Below are 22,909 nucleotides of genomic sequence, written 5' to 3' on the forward strand. Positions count from 1 at the left end.
CTCCGAGGTAGTTTACAGGGTTTCCGTTGCGTCCACTTCGATTGGTTCCCTGTTTTCCTTTTCGTCCCGAAGTTTTTCGAGTTCGTTTAAAACATTAGGCAAGATTGCGGGAGCTAAAGGTTTTACAATGGGATATAAAACCGATGATTCTTTGGTTTCCTCGTCGATGAGATTAAAGCGTTCCGTTATTGAAGAAATAAACATCAGCAAGACGCTCAATATAAAAGCTGTTTTTAAAAGCCCGAAGGCTCCGCCCAATAGTTTATTTAGAATTCCTAACATGATGATGCTGGCCAGTTTGGTAAGTAATTTACCCGCCAGCGTAATGATAAGCACAATGACTAAAAAGGTGATCGCAAAGGCAATGAGATTAAGCGTTGCAGGCTCCCAGTCTGTGCGGTCATTTAAATAATCTGCAGCATAAAATGAAAAGTGAATAGCACCGTAAACACCCAAAACCAAAGCGAGTAAAGATGCGATTTCAATAAGCAATCCGTTTTTGATGCCTTTATAAAGACCTATGAGCAGTATAACGCCCAGAATAATATCTAAATAGTTCATGGGTTTAAAGATACATTTTTTCTAAAGTCAGGAAATATGCTAAAATTTTGCGAAACCCGGGCTTAACTGCATTAAGGATAGTCAATACTAGGGCTTCTTGATTATATTTGCGGCATGGCACGAGATGAACAACTTAAAGAACGCTGGGAGCAGATAGTGCACAAATTATCAGCGCGTTTTGCAGACGGTGAGCAGCTAGACCTGGACGCAATAATCTATTTGATAGGCGTGCAGGAGCTGGGACAACCGGGCAAACGTTTTAAAAAAGATGATAAGGTCAATTTAATGCATATCGCCATTTGCCGCTTGCTAGAGCCATTTGGCTTTTACCGTTTTGATTATCAGGACGAAGATGGGTGGCCTCATTATGAAATGCTTGAGCAACTGCCTGCTTTAAAAGCGGGAGAGCAATCGGTGCTTATGAAAGAGGCTATTGTGACCTATTTTTTAGAGAAAGAATTGATTCATTAATCCGATAGACTTGCTGCTATTCAATCTGTTACAGAATACGTTTCCTAACGATTCCGGGCCTATCTACAAAGAGACGGTTGCCGGCAGATTTCCTGTGGAGCCTTTTAACACCTACAGCAATTTTATTTTTCTGTTTATCGTCCTGTATTTCTTTTTGAAGATTTACAAAAAACCAAAACGGCACTGGTTTTTAATGATCACAATCCCGCTCATTTTTGTAGGGTATGTGGGCGGTACGCTTTATCACGGTCTGCGCAGTGCAGAGCTATGGCTGTTGTTAGACTGGGTGCCTATACGCGGACTGAGTTTTCTGGCTGTTCTCTATTTTATTTTTAAGTGGAAAGAGACCTGGCCTCAGCGCATAGTGTTTATCGTCGCTATTGGAGCGGCTTTTATAGGTTTACGCTATTTACCGGTCCCCGAAAATATTGAACATAACCTGGGTTATCTTATTAACGCGCTTTCCATTCTAATACCGGTTGTAGGCTATTTAAGCAAAACCAACTGGAAACACGCTGCGTGGGCTTTTTCAGGCTTTTTTATCTTTGGCTGTGCCATTGGTTTTCGGTTTATAGATCAGCGTCTTGAGTTTGATATCTTCTGGATGGGAACGCACTGGCTGTGGCATCTTCTGGGCGGAATGGCCGTGTTTTGCATTCTCAACTATATTTTTCTGGACAACAAAGCACAAGCCGAAGGGATTTCCTAAATTTGTGCCTTCAAAAGTCCTAAGGACATTTTATAAATAAGTCACTATCCACTTCAGCTCTGATGCTGAAGAAAGGGCATTAGATTGAACTCTTAAACTATGTTAGATAAAATAAAAGAGCGCATTGCCGAAGCAAAAAGCTTTACCACAAATTCATTAGATGAGGTGGAAGCTTTCCGCATTAAGTATTTGGGAAAGAAGGGTCTGTTTAATGAGTTTTTTGCAGAATTTAAAAACATCCCAAACGAGCAGAAAAAAGAGTTTGGTCAGACCATAAATAAACTCAAAGCCGTTGTTCAGGAGCGTATAGATGCTTTAAAAACCGATTTGGAAACCGTTGAGGAAAAAGGGGTTTACGGTGATCTTACACGTCCCGGCGATATTGTTTCATTGGGTTCAAGACATCCTATATCGATCGTTAAAAATCAAATCATAGACATTTTTGCCCGAATAGGTTTTAATGTGTCGGAAGGGCCTGAGATAGAGGATGACTGGCACAATTTTACCGCGCTTAATCTGCCCGAATACCATCCCGCACGCGATATGCAGGATACCTTTTTTATTCAGACAGATCCCGATATTTTATTGCGTACGCACACCTCATCAGTTCAGGTGCGATATATGGAAGCCAATAAGCCGCCTATACGTACCATTTCACCGGGTCGTGTATTTCGTAATGAGGCGATCTCTGCACGCTCACATTGCTTCTTCCATCAGGTAGAAGGTTTGTACATAGATAAGGATGTTTCGTTTGCAGATTTAAAGCAAACCCTACAGCATTTTACTACCGAAATGTTCGGGAAGAGTAAGATACGCCTGCGTCCTTCGTACTTTCCGTTTACAGAGCCCAGTGCCGAGGTAGATGTGTACTGGGGGCTTGAGACCGAAACCGATTACCGTATGACCAAAGGAACCGGATGGCTTGAGATTATGGGCTGCGGAATGGTAGACCCTAATGTATTAACCAATTGCGGTATAGACCCTAAAGAATACAGCGGTTTTGCCTTTGGTATGGGGATAGATCGTATTGCACTGCTACTGCATCAGATATCAGATATTCGCCTACTGAGCGAAAATGACCTAAGGTTTTTGGAACAATTTAAGAGTGCCCTATAGCTTTTAAAGCGACTTTTGTACCGGATGTATTCTTAAAATTCCGGTTATGAAAAAGTATGGCATTATAGGTTTCCTCATTTTTGTCGCAGTGGTAATTGCCGTGTTGACTTTTGCAATTGGTGTTATTAAAATTATGATTGGTAGCGTTTTTCTGGTCATTATGGCCATAGCGATACTGGCATTATGGATAATGTGGAAGGTTAAAACAGATTAATTATGCGAAAGGATATCGATATTCCAAAAAGCGATGGCGTTTATGTAGCTGCTGTAAAGGAGTTTAATGAAACCCACCGCACTAATGACTGGAATGCCTATATCATTAACGATCTCAACGAACCACTGGAACTGGTTCTTGTTGTTTCTAACGGTTATAACGATCAAAAAGTAACCAGCCAGATGCGGCATAAACTGCAACTGCTTCCGGCTAAGGGCTACGCTAAAATCGAATTTATAGAAGATAGTGTGCTCGAGTTGACTAATGAATTTGCAGTCACCTATTTTCTGGGGGGAACCCTTTTTGAAAAGAAATTTGTCTTTGAAGCTTCATCCATTTCTGATGAAACCGCAGGGCCAATTCCGGTGATGCCCAAAGAAGGGGTGCTGGCATCCTAGTTTATTTCTTAACTTTAGTGATATGAATATCACATTCACTACAAAAGCGGAAAGTAAAGCCTTACAGGAGCAAGCATTTCTTAAGTTGAGTCCTTCGCAACGTTTTTATTCTTTTTTAAAACTTTGCAGTGATGTAAACCAATTTCCTGTGGCGCAGAGACGACAGCCAAATCCGTCTAATTTCATTTTAGAAAAGAAATCAAAATGAATAATTTATGGGATTATGAAATACATGATTTCTTAAGGCTATGTATGAGTAAAAGAGTCAGGCTGATAATGGTGGGAGGCGGAGCGGTAAATTTCCACGGCTACCAGAGGCATTCGGCCGATGTCGATTTTTGGATAGAAACTTCTGAGACTAATTTTAAAAATTTAGTTCAGGTTTTTAATGAAATGGGATACGATCTGGAAGATTTTCCGGAGGCTGTAAAAAAGCAACAGCAAAATATTTCGGTAAAGTTTTCTCCAGAATCTTTAAATCTTGAGCTAATCACGAATTTTTCAGTCAATAAATCTTTTGATGAGGCTTATGAAGATTCTATAGTTGCTACTTCTGAAAATGATTTTGAACTCAACTGGAGGGTTTTGGCATTTAAAGATTTAATTACCAGCAAAGTGAAATCCGGAAGGCCTAAAGATTTGTTAGACATACAGGAACTGCGAAGAATCAAGGATAAAGATTGATTTCAATCCAATTTTTCCGTTAACTTTTTAAAAGTCTTTTTAGGATCTTTCCTTTTGTATAAAACCTCGTAAACGGCATCTATTATAGGGGTTTTGGCTCCGGTTTTCTCCTTGATTTTATAGGCGCTTTCGGCTGCATAATACCCTTCGGCCACCATACTCATTTCCATCTGCGCGCTTTTTACGGTGTAACCTTTACCTATCATATTTCCAAACATACGGTTGCGGCTAAATACCGAATACCCGGTCACCAGCAAGTCTCCCAGGTAGGCAGAATCGTTGATGTTGCGTTTCATCTTGTGTACTTTTTTGATGAATTTTTTCATCTCGCGTATGGCATTACTCATCAATACGCTCTGAAAATTATCTCCATACCCCAAACCATGGGCGATTCCGGCAGCAATGGCGTAAATGTTTTTAAGCATCGCGGCATATTCGGTGCCTATGGTATCATCAGTGATTGTCGTGTTGATGTAGTCGCTGCCCAGATGTTTGGCCATAACTTTTGCGTGCTCCTCATCTGCACAGGCGATGGTCAAATACGAAAGCCGCTCGAGGGCAACTTCTTCTGCGTGGCAAGGCCCGGTGATGACACCAATATTTTCGTAGGGTATTTCATAAGCGTCGTGAAAGTGCACGCCAACAATTTTTCCGCTTTCAGGGACGATACCTTTTATAGCCGAGAAAACAATTTTGTTTTTAAAATGGCTGCTTACTTTTTCAAGTTCTTTGCCCACAAATGCAGAAGGTATAGCAAAAATCAAATAGTCCGCATAATCAATAATGGTATTGATATCATTGCTCAGTTTGAGCCGGGTGGTGTCAAACTCCACAGCACTCAGGTAATTGGGGTTGTGTTGTTCTTTTTTAAGATGCTCCAGGGCATAAACGCTGCGCATATACCAGCCTACCTCATCCAGATTTTCAGAAAGCATTTTTACAATGGCGGTAGCCCAGCTACCTCCTCCAATAACACCAAATTTTAAGGCCATAACGCGTAAAGATTTACCTCAAAAGAGGTGTAGATTACAAACGAAGTACCTTCCTTAAAATCAATTTTATACCTGTGATTTTTAAGGAATTTCTTCTCCCTAAATGTACAGATTTTAAAGCGTACCTAAAATCTTGAAAAACATCGCTTTAATTTTTTGGCACAGCCTTTGAATATCTGTTAATACAATTCAGGCAAGACGTCAAGGCTAAGAATTAGTTAAGCTGAAAGACTTTCGCGCTAAGCGCAAAGAAGATTTCAGAGGTAATAACTTAAAGAAGAACAATTATGAAAGCAATACAATTACTTGGAGGCCTGGCTCTGTTTTTTAGTGTATTTACTTCGTGTGTGAGCGATATTTATATTGAAGATGAAATTATAGAACCGGCAGTACCTTTATCTGTAGTACTCAGTGACTACGAACTTTGGTACGTAGACATCAACCAGACACAAGGTAACGGCAACATTCCGTTTATGGAGAAGGCCTTTACGCTTTCATTTTTGAGCGGCGATGTCTGGGCAAATAATAACCTTGCCGGTATAGGTAATCAGGGTGCGGGTTATGGTATTGAAGTGGGGTACTATGATATTTTTGATTACGATCTGGATATTAGTCACGATATAGATGGTTTTTATTCTTTTGAAGTAATCCCGGTTAATAGAAATACAATTGAACTCTATCACAGGCCTACGCAGACTTCCTTTTTCTTAAAAGGCTATCAGCGTTCTAACTTTGATTACGACCGTATTTTTTACGATAACATCCATTTCTTCTTGCAGGAATATGCTGCCTGGGAAAAGATTTATACTTCGGCAAGTGGCGTGTCAAATGAGTTTGATGCAGAAAACTTTCTGAGCTTTTATCCGGCTAATGGGGGTGGAAACTTTCAGAGTTCGCAGGATGCCAGAGGGACTTCAGTAGGTAATCTGTATTGGGATTATACCGGAATTTACGATGTGCAAAATGTTGCCGGAAACGCGCTCTTAAAGACGCTTACGCTGGATTATGACTATTTTGAAAATGAATTCTTTGAATTATCAATTCTGGATGATAGCACAATCTCCCTGTATCACCCAGCATCGGGAAGCGAATACCGCTTTAGAGGAAAAGGATATATGCCCTATAAAACGCCTGAAGAAGGCAAGAGCAGATTAAAGCAAAGTGTGATTGAGCAAGGTATAAAGCAATTGCAAAAAGCAAAGAGTAAGTAGATTTTTTGGTTGGTTAGTTGAAATCGTCCTGTCGTGTAAATGGCAGGGCGATTTTGTGTTTTAAGTAGCATTAGATACGATAAATGGAACTTCGGGAGCTTAAATATTCACATAGTTTTACCGAAGTCTTGGCCCGGTCTTAAGTGTTGATTTTGTAATTTTCAATTCATTTAAGACTAACTAATCCCGGGAAACCGGAAAGAATTTAAAAATTATGGGATTATTTTCATTTATTAAAAATGCCGGAGCCAAAATAGGCATAGGTAAAAGTACAGCTGAAGAAGCTGCCGAAAAGAAAGCGGAAGCAGCAGCTGCCGCAGAAGCTGCAAATCGCAAAGCGGAAGCCTCATTAAAAGAAACCATTCAGGATTTAGGTCTTGAAGTAGAAAATCTACAGGTTGATATTAATGGTGAAACAGTGGTTGTAAGCGGAAAGGCTAAAGATCAAACGACTAAGGAAAAAGTAGTTCTTGTGGTGGGTAATGTGGAAGGCATCGCTCAGGTTGACGACCGTATGGATGTGGAGCACAAAGAACCTGAAGCGCAATTTCACACGGTTGAATCTGGAGACACCCTGAGTAAGATTGCCAAAAAATTCTATGGAAACGCGATGAAATATCCGGTGATTTTTGAGGCCAATAAGCCTATGCTTAAAGATCCGGACAAAATTTATCCGGGGCAAATGCTGCGCATTCCCAAGCTTGACTAACACCTTGAAATGGTATTGAAAAACTCTGAGACTAAGACCTCAGAGTTTTTTTTATGTTAAACTTTCAGGTTAAGGCGTTTGCACTCAGAAGGCTATATAATACGGCTATTTGTTAAGAAAACCACAGTGCCACATAGCTCGTAAATACAAGTATAAAACCAATTTGCTATGATATTTAAAAACCTATTTACGAAGGCAGGAGCTATAGTCCTGACTTCACTTTTATTTATAAACTGTTCAGACGACACTGAAACACTTAATGAGCCTGACGATGCAGTTGTTGCTGCTTATACCGTTGCCGACTTTAAAGCTTCCCTTTCAGGTGCAGAAGAAGAACCCGAAGAAGCTTGCTTTTCTAGAGATTTAATTGCAGGTCAAAATGAGGTAGTGGGCCAGGTAACTATAAATGTAAATCAGGATGGTAGCTGGACGCTTACTTACCAAACCCTTGAGGGTTGGTCTTTGCAGGAAACGCATTTGAGCTTAAGTCCTGATTGTGAAAATCCAACATTTCCGGTGACCAAAACAGGCAACCCTAAGGTTGGAAAGTTTGAATATGCAGCCTCGCACGAAAACAACATTGATACTGTAGAATATACAATCTATCAGGATTCGTTCAGCTGGGAGTTTTGCTTTGCTGCTCACGCAGTGGTACAGGGGCCAAAAGGTAAAGAAACCGCCTGGGCCGAAGGAGAGTCATTTGGAGGTAAGAACTGGGCAATGTACGTACACGCCTTCTTATTGGGTTGCTTACAACAAACTTAAGAGCGGTAGAAGTTCATCTCGTCAATATACCGCCATACCGATGGTGGTAATAAAGGCTGGCAATTTTTGCCGGCCTTTATTGCTTTACGAATAAAAGTAGCTGAGATTTCTACCACAGGAGCATCTACGATATGTATATTATTATGCTCTAAAAGCTTATGACGATCTGGATTAGCCTGCTCTGCTATACGCGGGTACACATAGATCGCGTGGTTTTCAAGAAGTATCTCGTAGTTTTTCCACTTATGCAGTGTACGCAGATTATCTTCACCCATAATCAGGCTAAATTCATAATCAGGATATTTTTCCTGCAAATGCGCCAGGGTGTTTGAAGTATAATTGGGCTGAGGTAGATTAAACTCGATGGTGCTCGCTTCAATTTTAGGATAGTCTTCTACGGCTTCAAGCACCAGTTGATAACGATGATGGTTGTCTAAGAGTGTTTTTTTCTTTTTAAATGGATTATGGGGTGTAATCACCATCCAGATTTTATCAAGATCGCTGTATTCGGCAAAGTGGTTTGCAATGATGAGATGCCCTATATGCACCGGATTGAAAGTGCCAAAATACAGACCTATCTTCATAGCTACTCCTTTACAAAATTGCGTACCAGGGCATAGGCCTCCTCTAACGCGGTATCCAGATCGTTGTTCTCGATGATATGGTCAAACTGCGGAGCCGTTGCCAGTTCAATACTCGCCTTGGCAACGCGCATATTGATGCGGTCTTCACTTTCAGTCTTGCGCTTTTTAAGCCTGATTTTTAATTCTTCGATACTGGGAGGTTTCACAAAAACCGCCAGCGTACGTTCAGGATATAGTTTTTTGATGTCCAGACCGCCAACTACGTCAATATCAAAAATCACGTGTTTGCCCTGCTTCCAGATGCGTTCAACTTCACTTTTTAGCGTGCCGTAAAAGTTATCGCGGTATACTTCTTCCCATTCGAGAAATTCATCGGCTTTAATGCGTCTTTTAAATTCCTTTAGTGATAAAAAATAATAATCTACTCCATCTTTCTCGTTTGGTCTGGGTTCGCGTGATGCAGCCGATATACTAAACTCCAGATTGAGTTCTTCTTTGGCCAAAAGCCAGCGCACAATGGTTGTTTTACCACTTCCGCTAGGCGCCGAAAAAACAATGAGTTTGCCTGAACCTTCCATTAGAGTACGTTTAAGAGTTGTTCTTTGATCTTTTCGAGTTCGTCTTTCATACGCACTACAACCTGCTGCATAGGCGCGTAATTTGATTTAGAGCCTATGGTATTGATCTCACGACCCATTTCCTGACTTATGAAAGCCAGTTTTTTTCCGTTAGAGTCTGGAGAGTTAAGGCTTTTAGAAAAATACTCCAGGTGATTACGCAGGCGTACTTTTTCTTCGGTGATGTCATATTTCTCCAGGTAGTAGGTAAGTTCCTGTTCAAAACGGTTCTCATCAACCGTTGTTTTAAGGTCTGCAACGGCCTTGTTGAGGCGCTCACGTACACCTTCCACACGTTCGGGGTCTAATTTCTTAACCTCGTCGAGATATTTGGAAATGTTATTGATGCGTAGTTCAAAATCTTCCTTTAAAACCTGACCTTCATCAGCTCTATAGTTGTCGATGCTTTGCAATGCTTCTTCAACACCCTTTAAAATCGCCTTATATTCAGCTTCGTCGATCTCATCCTTTTCGGTCTTAAGCGCATCGGGAAGTCGTATAGCCATTTTTAAGAGCTCAACCGCATCGGCATCGGGAGTAACCTCACGCAACTGCTTGATGTACTGTTTAACGACATCTGCATTGATTGCGGTAGAGGTTTCTTCGCCATTCAATTCCACATAAAGACTGAAGTCAATCTTACCGCGCTCAAGTCTTTGGGCTATTAGATTGCGTAATTCCAATTCTTTTTCACGGTAGAACGAAGGGATTCGCGCATTGAGATCCTGATTTTTACTGTTGAGCGATTTAATCTCAATAGTAATTTTTTTGGAAGGCAATTGGGTTACAGATTTCCCAAAGCCGGTCATTGATTTAATCATGAGGCTACATTAGACGGCAAATATAGCAAATCAGCGCGGGCTTGGAAACCCTGAAATTATCCAGGCATGATTGTTAAAATTTTAAGCTTTGAATTAAATTATTTTAAATAATGACCGTTATTATTGTTAAGTATTTATAAATTCACCGCAACATTAACCCTAATAACAAATATTTTATGAAAAAAGCAGCACTAGCTTTTGGAATAGCATGTGTAACCATGTTATCCTGTGCAGACAACGTTGAGGAGTCTAACGAAGTTCAAAAAAGTGTAGATCAGGAAGTTGCTGTAGACATGAGTGACTTTTATTTATATACCGACGATTTTACTAACGGTAAATCAAGTGTAGGAAAAAGTCCTAAGGTGTGTTTTACAATGGCAAATCTTAACAGGCAACTGGATGAGGATGATAAATTATACGATAAAATGTATAACATTGAAAAAAACTCCAGAGCTTTTATCGCGGCTAAATCTTCTAATGGGAAAGGAAAACCCGGTTCCGGTGGTGGAGACGGCGGCGGTACGACTCCTCCTGTTGATGATGGTCTTGGTGTAATCAACATACCCGTAGTAGTACACGTTATTTACAGCAACAGTCAGGAAAACATTAGCGATGCTCAAATAGCATCTCAGATTGCTGTTCTAAACGATGACTTTAATGCTACCAACTCTGATGTAAGCCAGGTTCCTTCTGAGTTTGCAGGTGTAGTTGCAGACTCTGATATCAATTTTACTTTGGCACAAACCATTCGTGTGTCTTCTACTCGTACTTCCTGGGGTACGCGTGACGAAATGAAGTTTTCTTCAAACGGAGGTTCCGATGTAGTAAGTCCTTCTACGCACCTTAACATCTGGGTATGTAATATAGGTGGTGGAATATTGGGTTATGCGCAGTTCCCCGGAGGACCTGCTTCTACAGATGGTGTTGTAGTTGGTCCTCAGTATTTTGGAAGCACTGGTTTTGTAGCTGCTCCTTTTGACGAAGGTCGTACTACAACTCACGAGGTAGGCCACTACTTAAACCTGCGTCATATTTGGGGAGATGGTCGTTGCAGACAGGATGATTTTGTTGCAGATACTCCATCATCAGACGGCCCTAACTACGGTTGCCCATCGTATCCAACTGTAAATTGCCGTTCAAACGATATGACGATGAACTATATGGATTACGTGAATGATGCGTGTATGTATATGTTCTCTGAAGGTCAAAAGGTGCGTATGCGTGCTCTTTTTGCAAGCGGAGGACCTCGCGCTGCGTTTTTGAACTAAGCCAAAAACATCTTAAAACTATCTGAAAAGGTGCTCTTCAAGAGCACCTTTTTTTTACCTTGATCTTAAAATAAAACTTATGAATTATATACTTGGGTTTTTTATGGTTCTCTTTGCTGCGAAAGGTTGTGAGGAGCAATTTAATTACAGTAGCATTGACTATGAGGCTGCTTCCCGCGGGGTCTATCATCACGTACGTATAGAAGGAAATACCCTGATCTCTGAGCATTCCCGTGACGGAAGCGATAGAACTACCAAAGAGCTTACAACTGCACAGGTAAGCGAACTCAATCGTCTGGCACAAACTTTTGTCGCTACAACTGCAGATGATATTGAGAATGCTTCTGACGCGGCTGACCGTGATGCAGCAGTACCGGTTAAAATTCTTGTTGTAGGCGGCACCTATAGCCGCAGCGCCTCTTTTGACCGCGGAAATCCACCGGCACGGGTGACGCCTTTAGTGGGCAGATTACTGCTATTGGCAGAATAGACCTAAAATAGAAATGCGTTAAAAAAGAAAACCCCGCACGTCATCGTGTGGGGTTTTTGTTTTTTAGGTTTTGCCGGTTACAGCTTACGTACCCAAATATTACGGTAGCTTACAGGATTCCCATGATCCTGTAATTTTAAAGGAGCCTCACCGTGAGCCTCATTTTTAGGTTTCCCAATATATTCGGTCGTGCCCTGTATTTCTACGTGATCCTGTACCAAAACACCATTATGCATTACCGTTACGGTTGCAGATTTGGTTTTGTTCCCATCGGCATCAAATTCCGGCTGATGGTAAATAATGTCATAAGCCTGCCATTCGCTGGGAGCTTTTGTAGCATTTACCAGCGGAATACTTTGCTTATAAATCGCAGTCGCCTGCCCGTTTGAATAGGTGCGGTTATCGTAACTGTCTAAAACCTGTACTTCATAACGATTCTGAAGAAAAATACCACTGTTACCGCGTCCCTGTCCTTCTCCTTCAACAACTTGTGGTGCACGCCATTCTACGTGCAATTGGATGTCGCCAAAGCTTTCTTTGGTCTGGATATCCCCGGTTCCGCCAGCAACAGTCATTGAGCCGTCGCTGTTCACCAGCCAGGGCGCATTTACGATAGAATCTTTAGTGCTTTCCCAGGCGTTCAGATTTTCACCATTAAACAATACGATCGCGTCAGAAGGTACCCCCGCTTCGTTAAAAGTGACCACTTCAGGTTCCGGTTCCCATACTTCGGTTGCGGCAGGATCTGTAATAGGAGCTTCTTCAACTACTGCTGTGGTATCTGTTGCCGGTGCGGTTTCATCTGCGCTTTTTTCTGTGGAAGTATTACAGGAAAAAAGTAAACCTGTAGCCAGAAGCGGAAGGATAAATTTGGTATTCATAATTAAAGTTTTTTGATTTTAATATCCCGGAATGTAACCATATTGCCGTGATCCTGCAGCGCGATGTGTCCGGTTTGAGATTTGCCAAAAAGAGGCCAGTCTGCAAACTTAGATTCTGCAACCATAGCATCCCATTCAGGGCCACTCACCGGAAAGCTTACCACTTCGGTGTCATTCAAAACCACAACACCTTTGTTGTTTTCATAATCTATGGTGATGACGTAGCTGTTCCACTCACCGGCGGGTTTTACAACGCCTTCAGGAGCAGCGATCATATCATAAAGTGCTCCTGCGCGGTGCGTGGTGCCTGCTTTAGCATCAGGATGACGCTCGTCATCCAGAATTTGGATTTCCGGTCCGGTCAGATAGGGTTCGCTTAAGGAATCATTCTCCTGAACAGCCCACATAATCCCGCTGTTTCCACCTTCCGATATTTTCCAGTCGAGGCTTAGTTCAAAATTTTCAAAGGTCTCGTTAGTAACCAGATTTTGACTCCCCTGCTGATTTTCAGCGGGAGTAAAAACCAGATTTTCTCCTTCTATTTTCCACTGTGTGGGAGCTTCGCCATTATAGGCGTGCCAGCTGTCGAGATTGCTTCCGTCAAAAAGGGTAATCCATTCGTTTTCGGGTTGTGGAGTTTCTACAGTTTCTTCGGCAACCGGTTCTTCGGTTTTCTCTGCTTTTTCCTTACAGGCAGTAAGCGCCAATAGTGTAAAGGCAGAAAGATAAATGAGTTTTTTCATGAGTTGTTTAGTTTATTCCAAGTATGCGTTTCAGTTTAGCTTCATCGGTTTTCGCCCCTGCGAAATCATCAAATTTCTTTTGAGTAGCTTCAATAATATGACTGGCGATAAACGGTGCGCCTTCACGAGCTCCCTGCTCGGGAGATTTAATGCAGCACTCCCATTCCATCACGGCCCAGACATCGCATCCGTATTCGGTTAGTTTGGTAAAAATGGTTTTAAAATCTATCTGGCCATCACCCGGCGAGCGATAACGGCCTGCGCGGTCAATCCAGTCGCCATAGCCTCCAAAAGCTCCTTTTTTTCCGGTAGGATTGAATTCAGAATCCTTAACGTGAAACATTTTGATAAACTCGTGGTAATTGTCAATGTATTCTATATAATCCAGCTGCTGCAGTACAAAGTGACTGGGATCGTACAGAATATTGGCTCGTTTGTGATTTCCGGTGGCTTCACGGAAACGCTCAAAAGTCACCCCATCGTGAATGTCTTCTCCCGGATGTACTTCATAACACACATCAACACCCTGCTCATCAAAGGCATTGAGAATTGGCGTCCAGCGATTGGCCAGCTCTTTAAAGCCCAGTTCTACAAGCCCCGGTGGGCGTTGCGGCCATGGATGCCAGGTATGCCAAAGTAAGGCACCGCTAAACGTGCCGTGCACATCTATACCCAGATTTCTACTTGCTTTTGCTGCGCTTAGGAGCTGATCTACTGCCCATTCCTGTCTTTTTTTAGGGTTGTTTTTATAGCCATCCGGTGCAAAGTTGTCAAACATCTCGTCGTATGCGGGATGAACAGCTACGAGTTGGCCTTGCAGGTGCGTACACAGTTCGGTAATCTCCAGACCGTAGCTGTTTACTTTTCCTTTGAGTTCGTCGCAATAGGTCTTGCTTTCTGCTGCTTTTTTAAGGTCTATCAGTCGGCTCTCCCAAGTAGGGATCTGTATGCCCTTATACCCTAAATCACTGGCCCATTTGCACAGGCCATCCAGAGAATTGAAAGGTTCTTTATCGTCCATGAACTGAGCCAGAAATACGGCCGGTCCTTTTATGGTTTTCATAGTTGTTTAATTTTAAATTAGGATTTTAGTCTTCTTTTAGACTCACCCAGGCTGCGTTATTATCATTTGAGGCTACCGAAGCATAAATAAACTGCATGCCTCTTAAACCGTCGTGGATGGTAGGAAAATCGGGTCGCTCTGAAATGGCGTTACCCTCCATTACTGAGACCACTTCTTTTACGAAGCTTCTGTAAATAGTGGCAAAACCTTCCAGATAGCCTTCCGGATGACCGGGAGGAACGCGGGTGTAAGCTGTAGATTCTTCGTAGGTGCCGTTGCCGCCGGGCGTATAAATCTGTTTTGGTTTATCAAGCCAGTAAGCCGTTAGTTCATTCGGATTTTCCTGATACCAGGCAATACTTCCTTTGCTTCCGTATACGCGTATGCCCAGGTTGTTTTCTTCACCGGTTGCAATTTGCGAAATGGTCATACAGCCTTTAGTATTACCCTCCAGACGCAGCAAGATATTGCCGTCATCATCCAGCACGCGCCCCGCGCCAAAACTGCTGAGGTCTGCCGCCACTTTCTCAATTTTTTTACCAGTGATGTATTCGGTAAGGTTTTCGGCATGCGTACCAATATCTCCAAGAGCACCCCCTATTCCTGATTTTTTAGGATCAACCCGCCAGGAAGCCTGTTTGTTTTCGGTCTCCTCAACCGCAGTCGACAGCCAGCCTTGCAGGTATTGAACCACCACTTTGCGAATTTCGCCCAGCTCTCCGTTTTGAATCATCAAGCGGGCCTGTTTAACCATAGGATAGCCGGTGTAGTTGTGGGTAAGGGCGAACACTTTTCCGCTTTTTTTGACCACTTTTTGCAGGTCAAAAGCCTCATCAAGCGTTAGGGTTACCGGTTTATCGCAAATCACGTGAAACCCGTTTTCAAGCGCCAGTTTTGCCGGAGGAAAGTGCATATGGTTTGGCGTTACGATAGAAACAAAATCCATACGCTCGCCTTCGGGAAGTTCTTTTTCTTTGGTGATCATCTCCTCAAAACTCTTGTAAGCCCGCTCAGGAGCTACACCCAGTTCTTCGGCAGACTCAAGGCTGCGTTGTGGGTCGCTGCTAAAAGCGCCACACACGAGGTCAACCATTCCGTCTATACGGGAAGCCCTGCGGTGCACATCGCCTATAAACGAGCCTTTACCGCCGCCTACCATTCCCATTTTCAGTTTTTTCATTGTAGTTGTTTTTTGGTCAGAGAAATTGAAAAGGCACCTAATAGTTTACGTTAAGTGCCTTTTAAGAGTTATACTTTTTCTCCTTTATATTCTATTTTTTCATTTTTAAATGCGATCAGGAAGAACAGGAATACCAGCGCGGCAAAACCTGCGGGGTACACCCAGATCGTTCTCCAATCGTGCAACTCGCCAATAAGATACGTATCTGTAATCTGGCCTGCAACCCAGAAACCAATCAGCATCCCTACGCCATAGGTAGCCAGCGTGATGAGTCCCTGTGCGGCACTTTTGTTATCTGAGCCTGCTTTTGAGTCGGTATAAATTTGGCCCGAAACGAAAAAGAAATCGTAGCAAATACCGTGAAGAGCGATACCTATTATTAACATAAACGACAACTCGTCAGCGTTACCAAAGGCGAACAGCAAATACCGAAGCACCCAGGCGATCATTCCGAAAAGTAGGGTTTTTTTAATGCCGAAACGTAGCAGGAATACAGGTAGCAACAGCATAAACAATACTTCGGAAATCTGACCTATCGACTGCTTGAGGGTTGGGTTTTCCATTTTCAATTCGGTTAAAAATGGATTGGTGTTTTGGTAGTAAAACGCAAGCGGAATACAGATCAGGATCGAAGAAATAAAGAAAATCAGGAAGTTTTTGTTCTTCAACATCGTGATTGAACTAAGTCCTGTTTTCTCAATAAGAGATTGTTCTTTATCTGATTTAACGGGCGGGGTTTTAGGCAGCAGGAAGCTGAACACTCCAAGAATCGCCGAAGCAATCGCGGTCATTGTAAACGTGTTGCTTAGCAGTCCTTCCTGAATTCCTTCCTGAGAATCCCAGCCTAAAAGGCTTATGGCAAAACCGGCAACAATCCAGCCTATGGTTCCAAAAACGCGGATCCACCCAAAATCTTTGGAAGGGTTTTTCATCTGTCTGAATGCAACCGAGTTTACCAGCGCCAGAGTTGGCATATAAGCAATCATATAACCCAAAACGTAGGGGTAGAAGGCCGCGAAGTCTGTGGTTTGACTCATTTGGTACATCAAGAATGCACCGGCCAGGTGCAAAACACCTAAGATGCGCTCTGCATTAAAAAATTTATCGGCAATAAGACCTATAATAAAAGGCGCGATGATGGCACCCCACGATTGTGTTGAAAAAGCCATCGCACTTTGTGCTCCGGTGGCTTCCAGGTTGTTTCCTAAAAATGTTCCTAATGTCACAAACCAGCCTCCCCAGATAAAAAACTCGAGGAACATCATTAGTGACAGTTGAAATCGAACGTATGGTTTCATAAATAATTAGTTAAGCTCTTGAGCAGATTTAAGTAGTAATTCTTTGGTGTGTTTAATGCCTTCTTCTTCGCTAAGGTCATCTCCTTCATATTCTACACCTATAAATCCGGTGTAGCCCGCATCTTTAACGATCTGGAGAATTTTAGAATAATCCATCGAGGTTTCCTCGCCTTTCTCATTAAAGTCATAGGATTTTGCACTAACCGCAAGTGCTTTTGGCATCAACTCTTCGATACCCTGATAACGTGGATATTCCTTCACGCAGGGAGCACCCCACATTTCGCCGTTTTCACGCTCCATACAGAAATTTCCAAAATCAGGTAACGTTCCACAATTAGGCTTGTTGATCGCATTGATAATTTCCATTAAAAAAGCAGCGTCAGAGGAGTAGCCACCGTGATTTTCAACAATCACTTCAATATTTTTGGAAGCGCCGTATTCGGCCAATTTGCCCAGTCCATCAATGGCACTTTGTTTAAAAAGCTCTTTGTCTTTAGGGCCAATAAGGTTTACGCGAATGGCGTGACAACCCAAATAAGCTGCAGCATCTACCCATTTTTTATGATCATCAACAGCGGTATTGCGCTCTGTTTCATCTTCTGAAGCCAGATTGCCCTCGCCATCAACCATGATTAAAACATTTTGTACGCCGTATTGCTCACTACTGGCTTTGAGTTTGGGTAAAATGGAATCTAGTGCAACCTGAGCACTCTCGTATTTTTCCATTTCGGCATTGTAAAGCTGGCTTACATATTCGATGCCCTCAAAACCCATTTCATTTGCCTTTTTGGCAAAATCCATAGGGCTTAAATCCCCGCTTTGAAATGCCCGGTGCAGCGACCATTGAGCCAGTGAAATATTGAAAAAAGGTTCGGTTTGAGCGGTTTCAGTAGGTGATTCAGCCGGATTTTCAGCTTTTTTTTCATTTTTACAGCCTGCCAGTATAAAAAGGAATAGCAGGGCTGCGTAGAGTTTACTTGTCATTAGATTAGTCAATTAGGTGTTTGAGAATAGGGTCGAAAATCGCTCAAGAAGCGACTAAAACCTATTAGTTCCCTAAATTATACTTTTTTTGGTTTACCAAAAAATAACTTAAAATTTATATATTTGATAGCATAGGCTAGATTATATTATCAAAAACTAAATAAAGCGTGAGTAGTATTAAACCAGAAGAAATGTACGATGCCATTGTGGTGGGTACAGGAATCAGTGGTGGCTGGGCTGCCAAAGAATTGTGTGAACAGGGTCTTAAAACCTTAGTTCTTGAGCGGGGCCGTATGGTAAAACACATTGAAGATTACCCTACAATGAATATGGATCCCTGGGATTTTAAGTTTAAGGGCCGGCCTACCGAAGAAGAAAAAGCCAAGCAATTTAAACAGGCACGTACCGGTTATACTATAGACCGTGCGCACAGCCATTTCTTCGTTAATGATTTAGAACACCCTTATAATGAAACCAAGCGTTTCGACTGGATGCGCGGCTATCACGTAGGAGGTCGTTCTATCATGTGGGGGCGTCAAAGTTACCGTCTAAGCGATATCGATTTTGAAGCAAATCAAAAAGAAGGTGTTGCCGTAGACTGGCCTGTGCGTTATGCAGATATTGCGCCCTGGTATGACAAGGTTGAAGAATATATTGGTGTAAGCGGTGAAAATCTGGGTCTTCCTCAATTACCGGATGGTAAATTTGGACCGCCTATGGAACTGAATTGTGTGGAAGAGCACCTCAAGAAAAATATGGCGCAGAACTACAAAGACCGTTTACTTACTATTGGTCGTACTGCTCATATTACTTCTACAGAAAAAACGTATGAGGGTCGTTCTGCCTGCCAATACCGTAACCGTTGTATGCGCGGTTGTCCGTTTGGAGCTTATTTTAGCAGTAACTCTTCTACCTTGCCGGCTGCTGAGCGCACCGGAAATATGACGCTGAGACCTTTCAGTATTGTAAGTGAGGTTATTTATGATGATACTACCAAGCTGGCTACCGGAGTTAAGGTGATTGATGCCGAAACCAAGGAAGAAATGACTTTTAACGCTAAGGTAATTTTCTTGTGTGCTTCTGCAATTGCTTCCGCTTCCATTTTGATGCAATCCAAATCAGATCGTTTTCCTAATGGTTTAGGAAATGACAGCGGTGAATTGGGTCACAATATTATGGACCACCACTTTAGAGTAGGTGCTTCTGCCGTAGTAGATGGTTTTGATGATAAATATTACAAGGGTCGTCGCGCAAACGGTTTATACATTCCACGTTTTAGAAATTTAGGAGGTGAGACTGAACAGCCTAACTTTAAACGCGGATACGGGTATCAGGGAGGTGCAAGCCGTGGTGACTGGACTGAGGCTATTTCTGAAATGTCTTATGGTGCAGACCTTAAAAAGGCTATATCAGAACCCGGTAAGTGGACCATTGGTCTCACTGCTTTTGGAGAATGTTTACCGTATCACGAAAACAAAATGACTTTGGATTACGATAAACTCGATAAATGGGGTCTTCCTACAGTAACTTTTGACGCGGAGTGGAAAGAAAACGAGTGGGAGATGCGTAAAGATATGAAGGCGCAAGCTGCAGAAATGCTTACCAAAGCCGGTTATAAAAATGTAAGTACCTACGATAGCCCTGGAGCTCCAGGCTTGGGTATTCACGAGATGGGAACTGCCCGTATGGGAAGAGATCCCAAGACTTCAGTGCTTAACGGAAACAACCAGGTGCACACCGTGCCTAACGTTTATGTTACAGACGGTGCATTCATGACTTCTGCAAGTTGCGTGAACCCGTCGCTTACGTATATGGCATTTACCGCCCGTGCAGCGAAGCACGCCGCAGAACAACTTAAGAACGGAAAATTTGCATAGTTATGAATAGAAGACAAGTCCTTAAAAATATTGGCCTGGGAGCAGGTTACGTGATGGTAGCTCCTGCCGCTTTCAATTTATTGCAAAGCTGTAAAAGTGAACCTAAGAATGAGTGGCAACCTGTTTTTCTAAATGCGACAAACGGAATGGCACTAACCCATATTCTGGATGTAATTTTACCAAAAACCGATACTCCGGGAGCTTCTGATTTGAATATAGCTCAATTTATTGATTCCTATATGAGTGAAGTTGCAGAGGAAGGTCAGAAAAAGGAATTTGAGTCTGGTGCAAACGCGTTTGCCCTAAGCTTTAAAGAAAATTTCGATAAGAATTTAGAAGATGGCGAGCATGAAGATTTTGAAAAAGCAGTTGCTAAATATTTAGGCGCTGATAAAGAAACGCGTGATGCCTACGTAAAAGTAGTATCAGCCACACAGGACCCTGAAGCTCCTGAGGTTGATTTTGACGCTCACGCTGGTTCGTACGCATATCTTTCAGCTGTACGTGATTTAGGAATCTGGGCCTGGAAGAACAGCGAGGAAGTAGGTGAAAATGTACTTTGGTACGATCCCATTCCAGGAGTTTATCAAGGCTGCCTGCCTCTTGAGGAAGCCGGAGGCGGTAAAACGATGTCCTTATAATGAAACGCAGATCATTTATACAAAAAGGAGCCTTAAGTGGCTCTTTTTTCGCTTTAGGCGGAACGGGGCTGTTTGCCTTAAACGCTGCAGGAGCGGGAAACCGGGAGCCTTTGCATGAGTTTAATCTCAACTACGCCCCACATTTAGGAATGTTTAAAAACATGGCAGGTGATGATCCTGTAGATCAGCTTAATTTTATGGCTGATCAGGGTTTTACGGCTTTTGAAGATAATGAGATGCGCAACCGTCCCGTTGAATTGCAGCAAAAAATGGCCGATACCATGCAAAAGCGTGGCTTGCAAATGGGTGTTTTTGTGGCGCATAAAATCTACTGGACCGAAGGTAACCTGACCAGCGGAAATCTTGATAAGCGGGCTGAATTTCTTGAGGATATCAAACAATCTGTAGAAGTTGCAAAACGGGTCAATGCCAAATGGATGACCGTCGTACCCGGTTATGTAGATCAAAGACTTGACGCCAATTATCAAACTGCCAATGTGATTGAAAGCTTGAAGCAGGCGTCCGCAATCCTGGAGAAGGAAAACCTGACCATGGTACTTGAGCCGCTTAATTTCTTTAATCATCCCGGTTTGTTTTTGAAAGAAAGTCCACAGGCCTATATGATTTGTAAAGCGGTTGACAGCCCGGCCTGTAAGATACTTTTTGATATCTACCATCAGCAAATTCAGGAAGGCAATTTAATCCCGAATATTGATGCCTGCTGGGATGAAATCGGGTATTTTCAAGTAGGTGATAACCCCGGAAGAAAAGAACCTACCACCGGCGAAATCAATTATCTGAATGTATTTAGACACCTGCACGATAAAGGCTTTACTGGAATCGTGGGTATGGAGCACGGCAACTCAATGCCCGGTGCTGCGGGAGAGCAGGCAGTTATAGACGCATACGTGACCTGCGATGATTTTTAGCATACCGAATATTCGTAATTAAAAAAGGCTGATTATTTAAAATCAGCCTTTTTTGTGAGTGTTTATTCAGAGTCTTTTTTAAGATCTAGGTAGACCCCGTTGGTCCAGCCAAAACCATCCTGATTGGGATATTCACCACCACCCGCAACCAGGGTAGTATCAACCACATTATATTTTTCAAGCATTTTGCCGGTACGTTTGTACACGCGTTCATTGAGCTGAATCCAGCGGTCACTGATTTGCCCTGCCAAATCGTTCAGTCCGTAGGTTTGTAAACCTCTTACCGCCATCCACTGATGCGGAGGCCAGCCGTTAGGGCTGTCCCACTGCTGACCATTGTTATTAAGCGTGGTCACCAGACCGCCAGGCTTTAAAAAGTCGCGCTGTAGAACCCCTGCGACCTGCTCAGCCTGAGCCGGTGAAGCGGCTTTGAAGTACAACGGATATACCATCGCAAGTGAAAGTGTTTCAGAAGGACTCTGAGACTTGAAATTATAATCGGTATACGTCTTTTGATCTGCATTCCACAGATAGGCATCAATAGCGTCTTTACGGGCAGAAGCGGCTTCAACCATCTTCTGAGCGCCTTCCGGATCATCGTTAAAGCGTCGCGCCACAGCAAGAATTTCTTCCATATTATACAGCAGCGCATTTAAATCTACCGGAATAATTTCGGTAGTTTGAATAGTGGCCAGCTCATCGGGATTAGAAAACCATCTGCTGCTAAAATCCCACCCGCTTTCGCAAGCGGCTGTGATGTTGAGGTACACTGCTTCAGGAGACTTGCCTGTTGCTTCTTCAGCTGTAAGAATATCTTCCCGGTAACTTTCGGCACGAGGCTCGGCGCGATTGCTGTAAAACCGGTTTAAAACAGAACCATCAGGCATTTTAACTACGCGCGCTGCGGCTTCACCTTCGGCTAAATTTTCAGCGCCTTTCATCCAAAATGCGTATTCTTTTTCCAGAGGTTCCAAATACTTCAGGTAGATGTCTTTTTCGGTTCCGGTTGAGGCGTAGAGGCGCACCATTTCTGCGAAAAACGGCGGTTGTGAACGGTTGAGGTAATAGGTGCGGTTTCCGTTAGGGATAAAACCAATGGTATTAATCTGGTAGGCAAAATTGTCCAGGATATTTTCAATGAGTTTAATCTCTCCGGATTCTTTCAGCCCCAGCATAATAAAAAACGAATCCCAATAGTAAACCTCTCTAAAACGACCTCCCGGCACAATATAGGGATTGGGTAATGCAATGCGCGACCCGTTTTCCTGAGCGTCTGCATCACGTTTCAGGTAAGGCCAAAGGGCTTTGATGTGCTCTGCTGTGGTGCGTGTGGTATCTGAAGTAAAACTGGCAGTAGGCGATTCGGGCAGATTAAAATGTTCAAGCACAAAAGCTTTCAGATCAAATTCTGTTTCTTTTGAAGCGCTTTGATATCTGGCCAAAATGGTGTCAGCAGGAAACAGGGGCTCGCAGTCTACAAAGGTTTTTCCATCTTCAAAAACACTTTGCATTTGTACATCAACCAGCAAATCGCCATAGCGGTCAATGGGATTTTCATTTTTCTTCGGAAAATCAAAAGTCTGTTGATCAACAGATTCAGACTTGTTTTCTTCTTTACACGAGGATAGGGATAGGATCACTAAGGCAGCGAGAATTTGAGAATACAGGGTTTTCATGGGTTTGTTTTTAAAGCCAAAAAAGCC

27 protein-coding genes are annotated in these 22,909 nt (G+C 42.7%); 15 read left to right on the top strand and 12 right to left on the bottom strand.

Features of this window, described 5'->3' with window-relative positions:
• Nucleotides 1-12: 12 nt before the first annotated feature.
• A complete protein-coding gene (locus CJ305_RS06735) occupies nucleotides 13-561 on the bottom strand; it encodes a CvpA family protein (RefSeq protein WP_099645503.1) in 549 nt (182 codons plus the stop codon).
• Nucleotides 562-675: 114 nt separating this feature from the next.
• Between CJ305_RS06735 and CJ305_RS06740 the strand changes: the two genes are divergently transcribed.
• The 7 genes from CJ305_RS06740 (at nucleotide 676) to CJ305_RS06765 (ending at nucleotide 4,153) form a co-directional block, all read left to right on the top strand.
• Complete coding sequence (locus tag CJ305_RS06740; RefSeq protein WP_099645504.1) at nucleotides 676-1,032, top strand: hypothetical protein; 357 nt, start codon at nucleotides 676-678, stop codon at nucleotides 1,030-1,032.
• 10 nt (nucleotides 1,033-1,042) lie between these two features.
• Complete coding sequence (locus tag CJ305_RS06745; RefSeq protein WP_223248818.1) at nucleotides 1,043-1,741, top strand: hypothetical protein; 699 nt, start codon at nucleotides 1,043-1,045, stop codon at nucleotides 1,739-1,741.
• A 99-nt stretch (nucleotides 1,742-1,840) separates the two neighbouring features.
• Nucleotides 1,841-2,857, top strand: a complete 1,017-nt coding sequence (gene pheS / locus CJ305_RS06750; RefSeq protein ID WP_099645505.1) for a phenylalanine--tRNA ligase subunit alpha — start codon at nucleotides 1,841-1,843, stop codon at nucleotides 2,855-2,857.
• A 46-nt stretch (nucleotides 2,858-2,903) separates the two neighbouring features.
• Nucleotides 2,904-3,071 carry a hypothetical protein gene (locus CJ305_RS19445; protein WP_189319400.1) on the top strand — a complete coding sequence of 56 codons (168 nt, stop codon included), beginning with the start codon at nucleotides 2,904-2,906 and terminating at the stop codon, nucleotides 3,069-3,071.
• Between the two features lie 2 nt (nucleotides 3,072-3,073).
• Entirely contained in the window at nucleotides 3,074-3,469 is a 396-nt protein-coding gene (locus CJ305_RS06755) for a hypothetical protein (RefSeq protein WP_099645506.1), read from the top strand.
• Between the two features lie 22 nt (nucleotides 3,470-3,491).
• Complete coding sequence (locus tag CJ305_RS06760) at nucleotides 3,492-3,677, top strand: hypothetical protein (RefSeq protein WP_099645507.1); 186 nt, start codon at nucleotides 3,492-3,494, stop codon at nucleotides 3,675-3,677.
• A gap of 44 nt (nucleotides 3,678-3,721) precedes the next feature.
• Nucleotides 3,722-4,153, top strand: a complete 432-nt coding sequence (locus CJ305_RS06765; RefSeq protein WP_223248819.1) for a DUF6036 family nucleotidyltransferase — start codon at nucleotides 3,722-3,724, stop codon at nucleotides 4,151-4,153.
• Between the two features lie 2 nt (nucleotides 4,154-4,155).
• On the opposite strand, the gene CJ305_RS06770 is transcribed toward CJ305_RS06765, so the two are convergent.
• The gene (locus tag CJ305_RS06770) at nucleotides 4,156-5,145 is read right to left on the bottom strand and encodes an NAD(P)H-dependent glycerol-3-phosphate dehydrogenase (RefSeq protein ID WP_099645509.1); all 990 of its coding nucleotides are present in this window, start codon (nucleotides 5,143-5,145) and stop codon (nucleotides 4,156-4,158) included.
• Nucleotides 5,146-5,432: 287 nt separating this feature from the next.
• Between CJ305_RS06770 and CJ305_RS06775 the strand changes: the two genes are divergently transcribed.
• The 3 genes from CJ305_RS06775 to CJ305_RS06785 all read left to right on the top strand — a co-directional run bounded on the left by CJ305_RS06775 (nucleotide 5,433) and on the right by CJ305_RS06785 (nucleotide 7,830).
• Nucleotides 5,433-6,356, top strand: a complete 924-nt coding sequence (locus CJ305_RS06775; RefSeq protein ID WP_099645510.1) for a nicotinic acid mononucleotide adenyltransferase — start codon at nucleotides 5,433-5,435, stop codon at nucleotides 6,354-6,356.
• A gap of 214 nt (nucleotides 6,357-6,570) precedes the next feature.
• Nucleotides 6,571-7,065 carry a peptidoglycan-binding protein LysM gene (lysM, locus tag CJ305_RS06780; protein WP_099645511.1) on the top strand — a complete coding sequence of 165 codons (495 nt, stop codon included), beginning with the start codon at nucleotides 6,571-6,573 and terminating at the stop codon, nucleotides 7,063-7,065.
• A 168-nt stretch (nucleotides 7,066-7,233) separates the two neighbouring features.
• Entirely contained in the window at nucleotides 7,234-7,830 is a 597-nt protein-coding gene (locus tag CJ305_RS06785; RefSeq protein ID WP_099645512.1) for a hypothetical protein, read from the top strand.
• Here the strand turns inward: CJ305_RS06785 and nadD are convergent.
• From nadD to CJ305_RS06800, 3 genes are read right to left on the bottom strand one after another with little or no spacing between them, the layout of a single operon-like run.
• Complete coding sequence (nadD, locus tag CJ305_RS06790; protein ID WP_099645513.1) at nucleotides 7,827-8,414, bottom strand: nicotinate (nicotinamide) nucleotide adenylyltransferase; 588 nt, start codon at nucleotides 8,412-8,414, stop codon at nucleotides 7,827-7,829. The genes CJ305_RS06785 and nadD overlap by 4 nt on opposite strands.
• 2 nt (nucleotides 8,415-8,416) lie before the next feature.
• Nucleotides 8,417-8,992, bottom strand: a complete 576-nt coding sequence (gene gmk / locus CJ305_RS06795) for a guanylate kinase (RefSeq protein WP_099645514.1) — start codon at nucleotides 8,990-8,992, stop codon at nucleotides 8,417-8,419.
• Nucleotides 8,992-9,852, bottom strand: coding sequence for a YicC/YloC family endoribonuclease (locus tag CJ305_RS06800; protein WP_099645515.1), 861 nt, complete (start codon nucleotides 9,850-9,852; stop codon nucleotides 8,992-8,994). Before CJ305_RS06800 ends, gmk begins: the two co-directional genes overlap by 1 nt.
• Before the next feature lie 176 nt (nucleotides 9,853-10,028).
• Between CJ305_RS06800 and CJ305_RS06805 the strand changes: the two genes are divergently transcribed.
• Both CJ305_RS06805 and CJ305_RS06810 read left to right on the top strand, forming a co-directional pair.
• A complete protein-coding gene (locus CJ305_RS06805; protein WP_099645516.1) occupies nucleotides 10,029-11,120 on the top strand; it encodes a zinc metalloprotease in 1,092 nt (363 codons plus the stop codon).
• 79 nt (nucleotides 11,121-11,199) lie between these two features.
• Entirely contained in the window at nucleotides 11,200-11,610 is a 411-nt protein-coding gene (locus CJ305_RS06810) for a hypothetical protein (RefSeq protein ID WP_099645517.1), read from the top strand.
• A 77-nt stretch (nucleotides 11,611-11,687) separates the two neighbouring features.
• Here the strand turns inward: CJ305_RS06810 and CJ305_RS06815 are convergent, their stop codons facing one another.
• The 6 genes from CJ305_RS06815 to CJ305_RS06840 form a co-directional block, all read right to left on the bottom strand.
• Nucleotides 11,688-12,491 carry a 3-keto-disaccharide hydrolase gene (locus tag CJ305_RS06815; RefSeq protein WP_099645518.1) on the bottom strand — a complete coding sequence of 268 codons (804 nt, stop codon included), beginning with the start codon at nucleotides 12,489-12,491 and terminating at the stop codon, nucleotides 11,688-11,690.
• Nucleotides 12,492-12,493: 2 nt separating this feature from the next.
• The gene (locus tag CJ305_RS06820; RefSeq protein WP_099645519.1) at nucleotides 12,494-13,234 is read right to left on the bottom strand and encodes a 3-keto-disaccharide hydrolase; all 741 of its coding nucleotides are present in this window, start codon (nucleotides 13,232-13,234) and stop codon (nucleotides 12,494-12,496) included.
• A 7-nt stretch (nucleotides 13,235-13,241) separates the two neighbouring features.
• Nucleotides 13,242-14,297 (bottom strand): sugar phosphate isomerase/epimerase family protein, encoded by a 1,056-nt coding sequence (locus CJ305_RS06825; protein WP_099645520.1) that lies wholly within the window; start codon nucleotides 14,295-14,297, stop codon nucleotides 13,242-13,244.
• Between the two features lie 25 nt (nucleotides 14,298-14,322).
• The gene (locus CJ305_RS06830; RefSeq protein ID WP_099645521.1) at nucleotides 14,323-15,477 is read right to left on the bottom strand and encodes a Gfo/Idh/MocA family protein; all 1,155 of its coding nucleotides are present in this window, start codon (nucleotides 15,475-15,477) and stop codon (nucleotides 14,323-14,325) included.
• 68 nt (nucleotides 15,478-15,545) lie between these two features.
• Entirely contained in the window at nucleotides 15,546-16,775 is a 1,230-nt protein-coding gene (locus tag CJ305_RS06835; protein WP_099645522.1) for a nucleoside permease, read from the bottom strand.
• Between the two features lie 6 nt (nucleotides 16,776-16,781).
• Entirely contained in the window at nucleotides 16,782-17,759 is a 978-nt protein-coding gene (locus CJ305_RS06840) for a sugar phosphate isomerase/epimerase family protein (RefSeq protein WP_099645523.1), read from the bottom strand.
• Nucleotides 17,760-17,950: 191 nt separating this feature from the next.
• Between CJ305_RS06840 and CJ305_RS06845 the strand changes: the two genes are divergently transcribed.
• Genes CJ305_RS06845 through CJ305_RS06855 form a run of 3 tightly spaced genes read left to right on the top strand, consistent with a single transcriptional unit; the run spans nucleotide 17,951 to nucleotide 21,206 of the window.
• Entirely contained in the window at nucleotides 17,951-19,636 is a 1,686-nt protein-coding gene (locus CJ305_RS06845; protein ID WP_099645524.1) for a GMC oxidoreductase, read from the top strand.
• 2 nt (nucleotides 19,637-19,638) lie between these two features.
• Complete coding sequence (locus tag CJ305_RS06850) at nucleotides 19,639-20,277, top strand: gluconate 2-dehydrogenase subunit 3 family protein (RefSeq protein ID WP_099645525.1); 639 nt, start codon at nucleotides 19,639-19,641, stop codon at nucleotides 20,275-20,277.
• Nucleotides 20,277-21,206, top strand: coding sequence for a hydroxypyruvate isomerase family protein (locus tag CJ305_RS06855; protein ID WP_099645526.1), 930 nt, complete (start codon nucleotides 20,277-20,279; stop codon nucleotides 21,204-21,206). Before CJ305_RS06850 ends, CJ305_RS06855 begins: the two co-directional genes overlap by 1 nt.
• 62 nt (nucleotides 21,207-21,268) lie before the next feature.
• Here CJ305_RS06855 and treF read toward each other — a convergent pair whose 3' ends face one another.
• Entirely contained in the window at nucleotides 21,269-22,882 is a 1,614-nt protein-coding gene (gene treF / locus CJ305_RS06860) for an alpha,alpha-trehalase TreF (protein ID WP_099645527.1), read from the bottom strand.
• Nucleotides 22,883-22,909 lie beyond the last annotated feature (27 nt).

Source organism: Leeuwenhoekiella nanhaiensis (assembly GCF_002744755.1).
Lineage (GTDB): Bacteria > Bacteroidota > Bacteroidia > Flavobacteriales > Flavobacteriaceae > Leeuwenhoekiella > Leeuwenhoekiella nanhaiensis.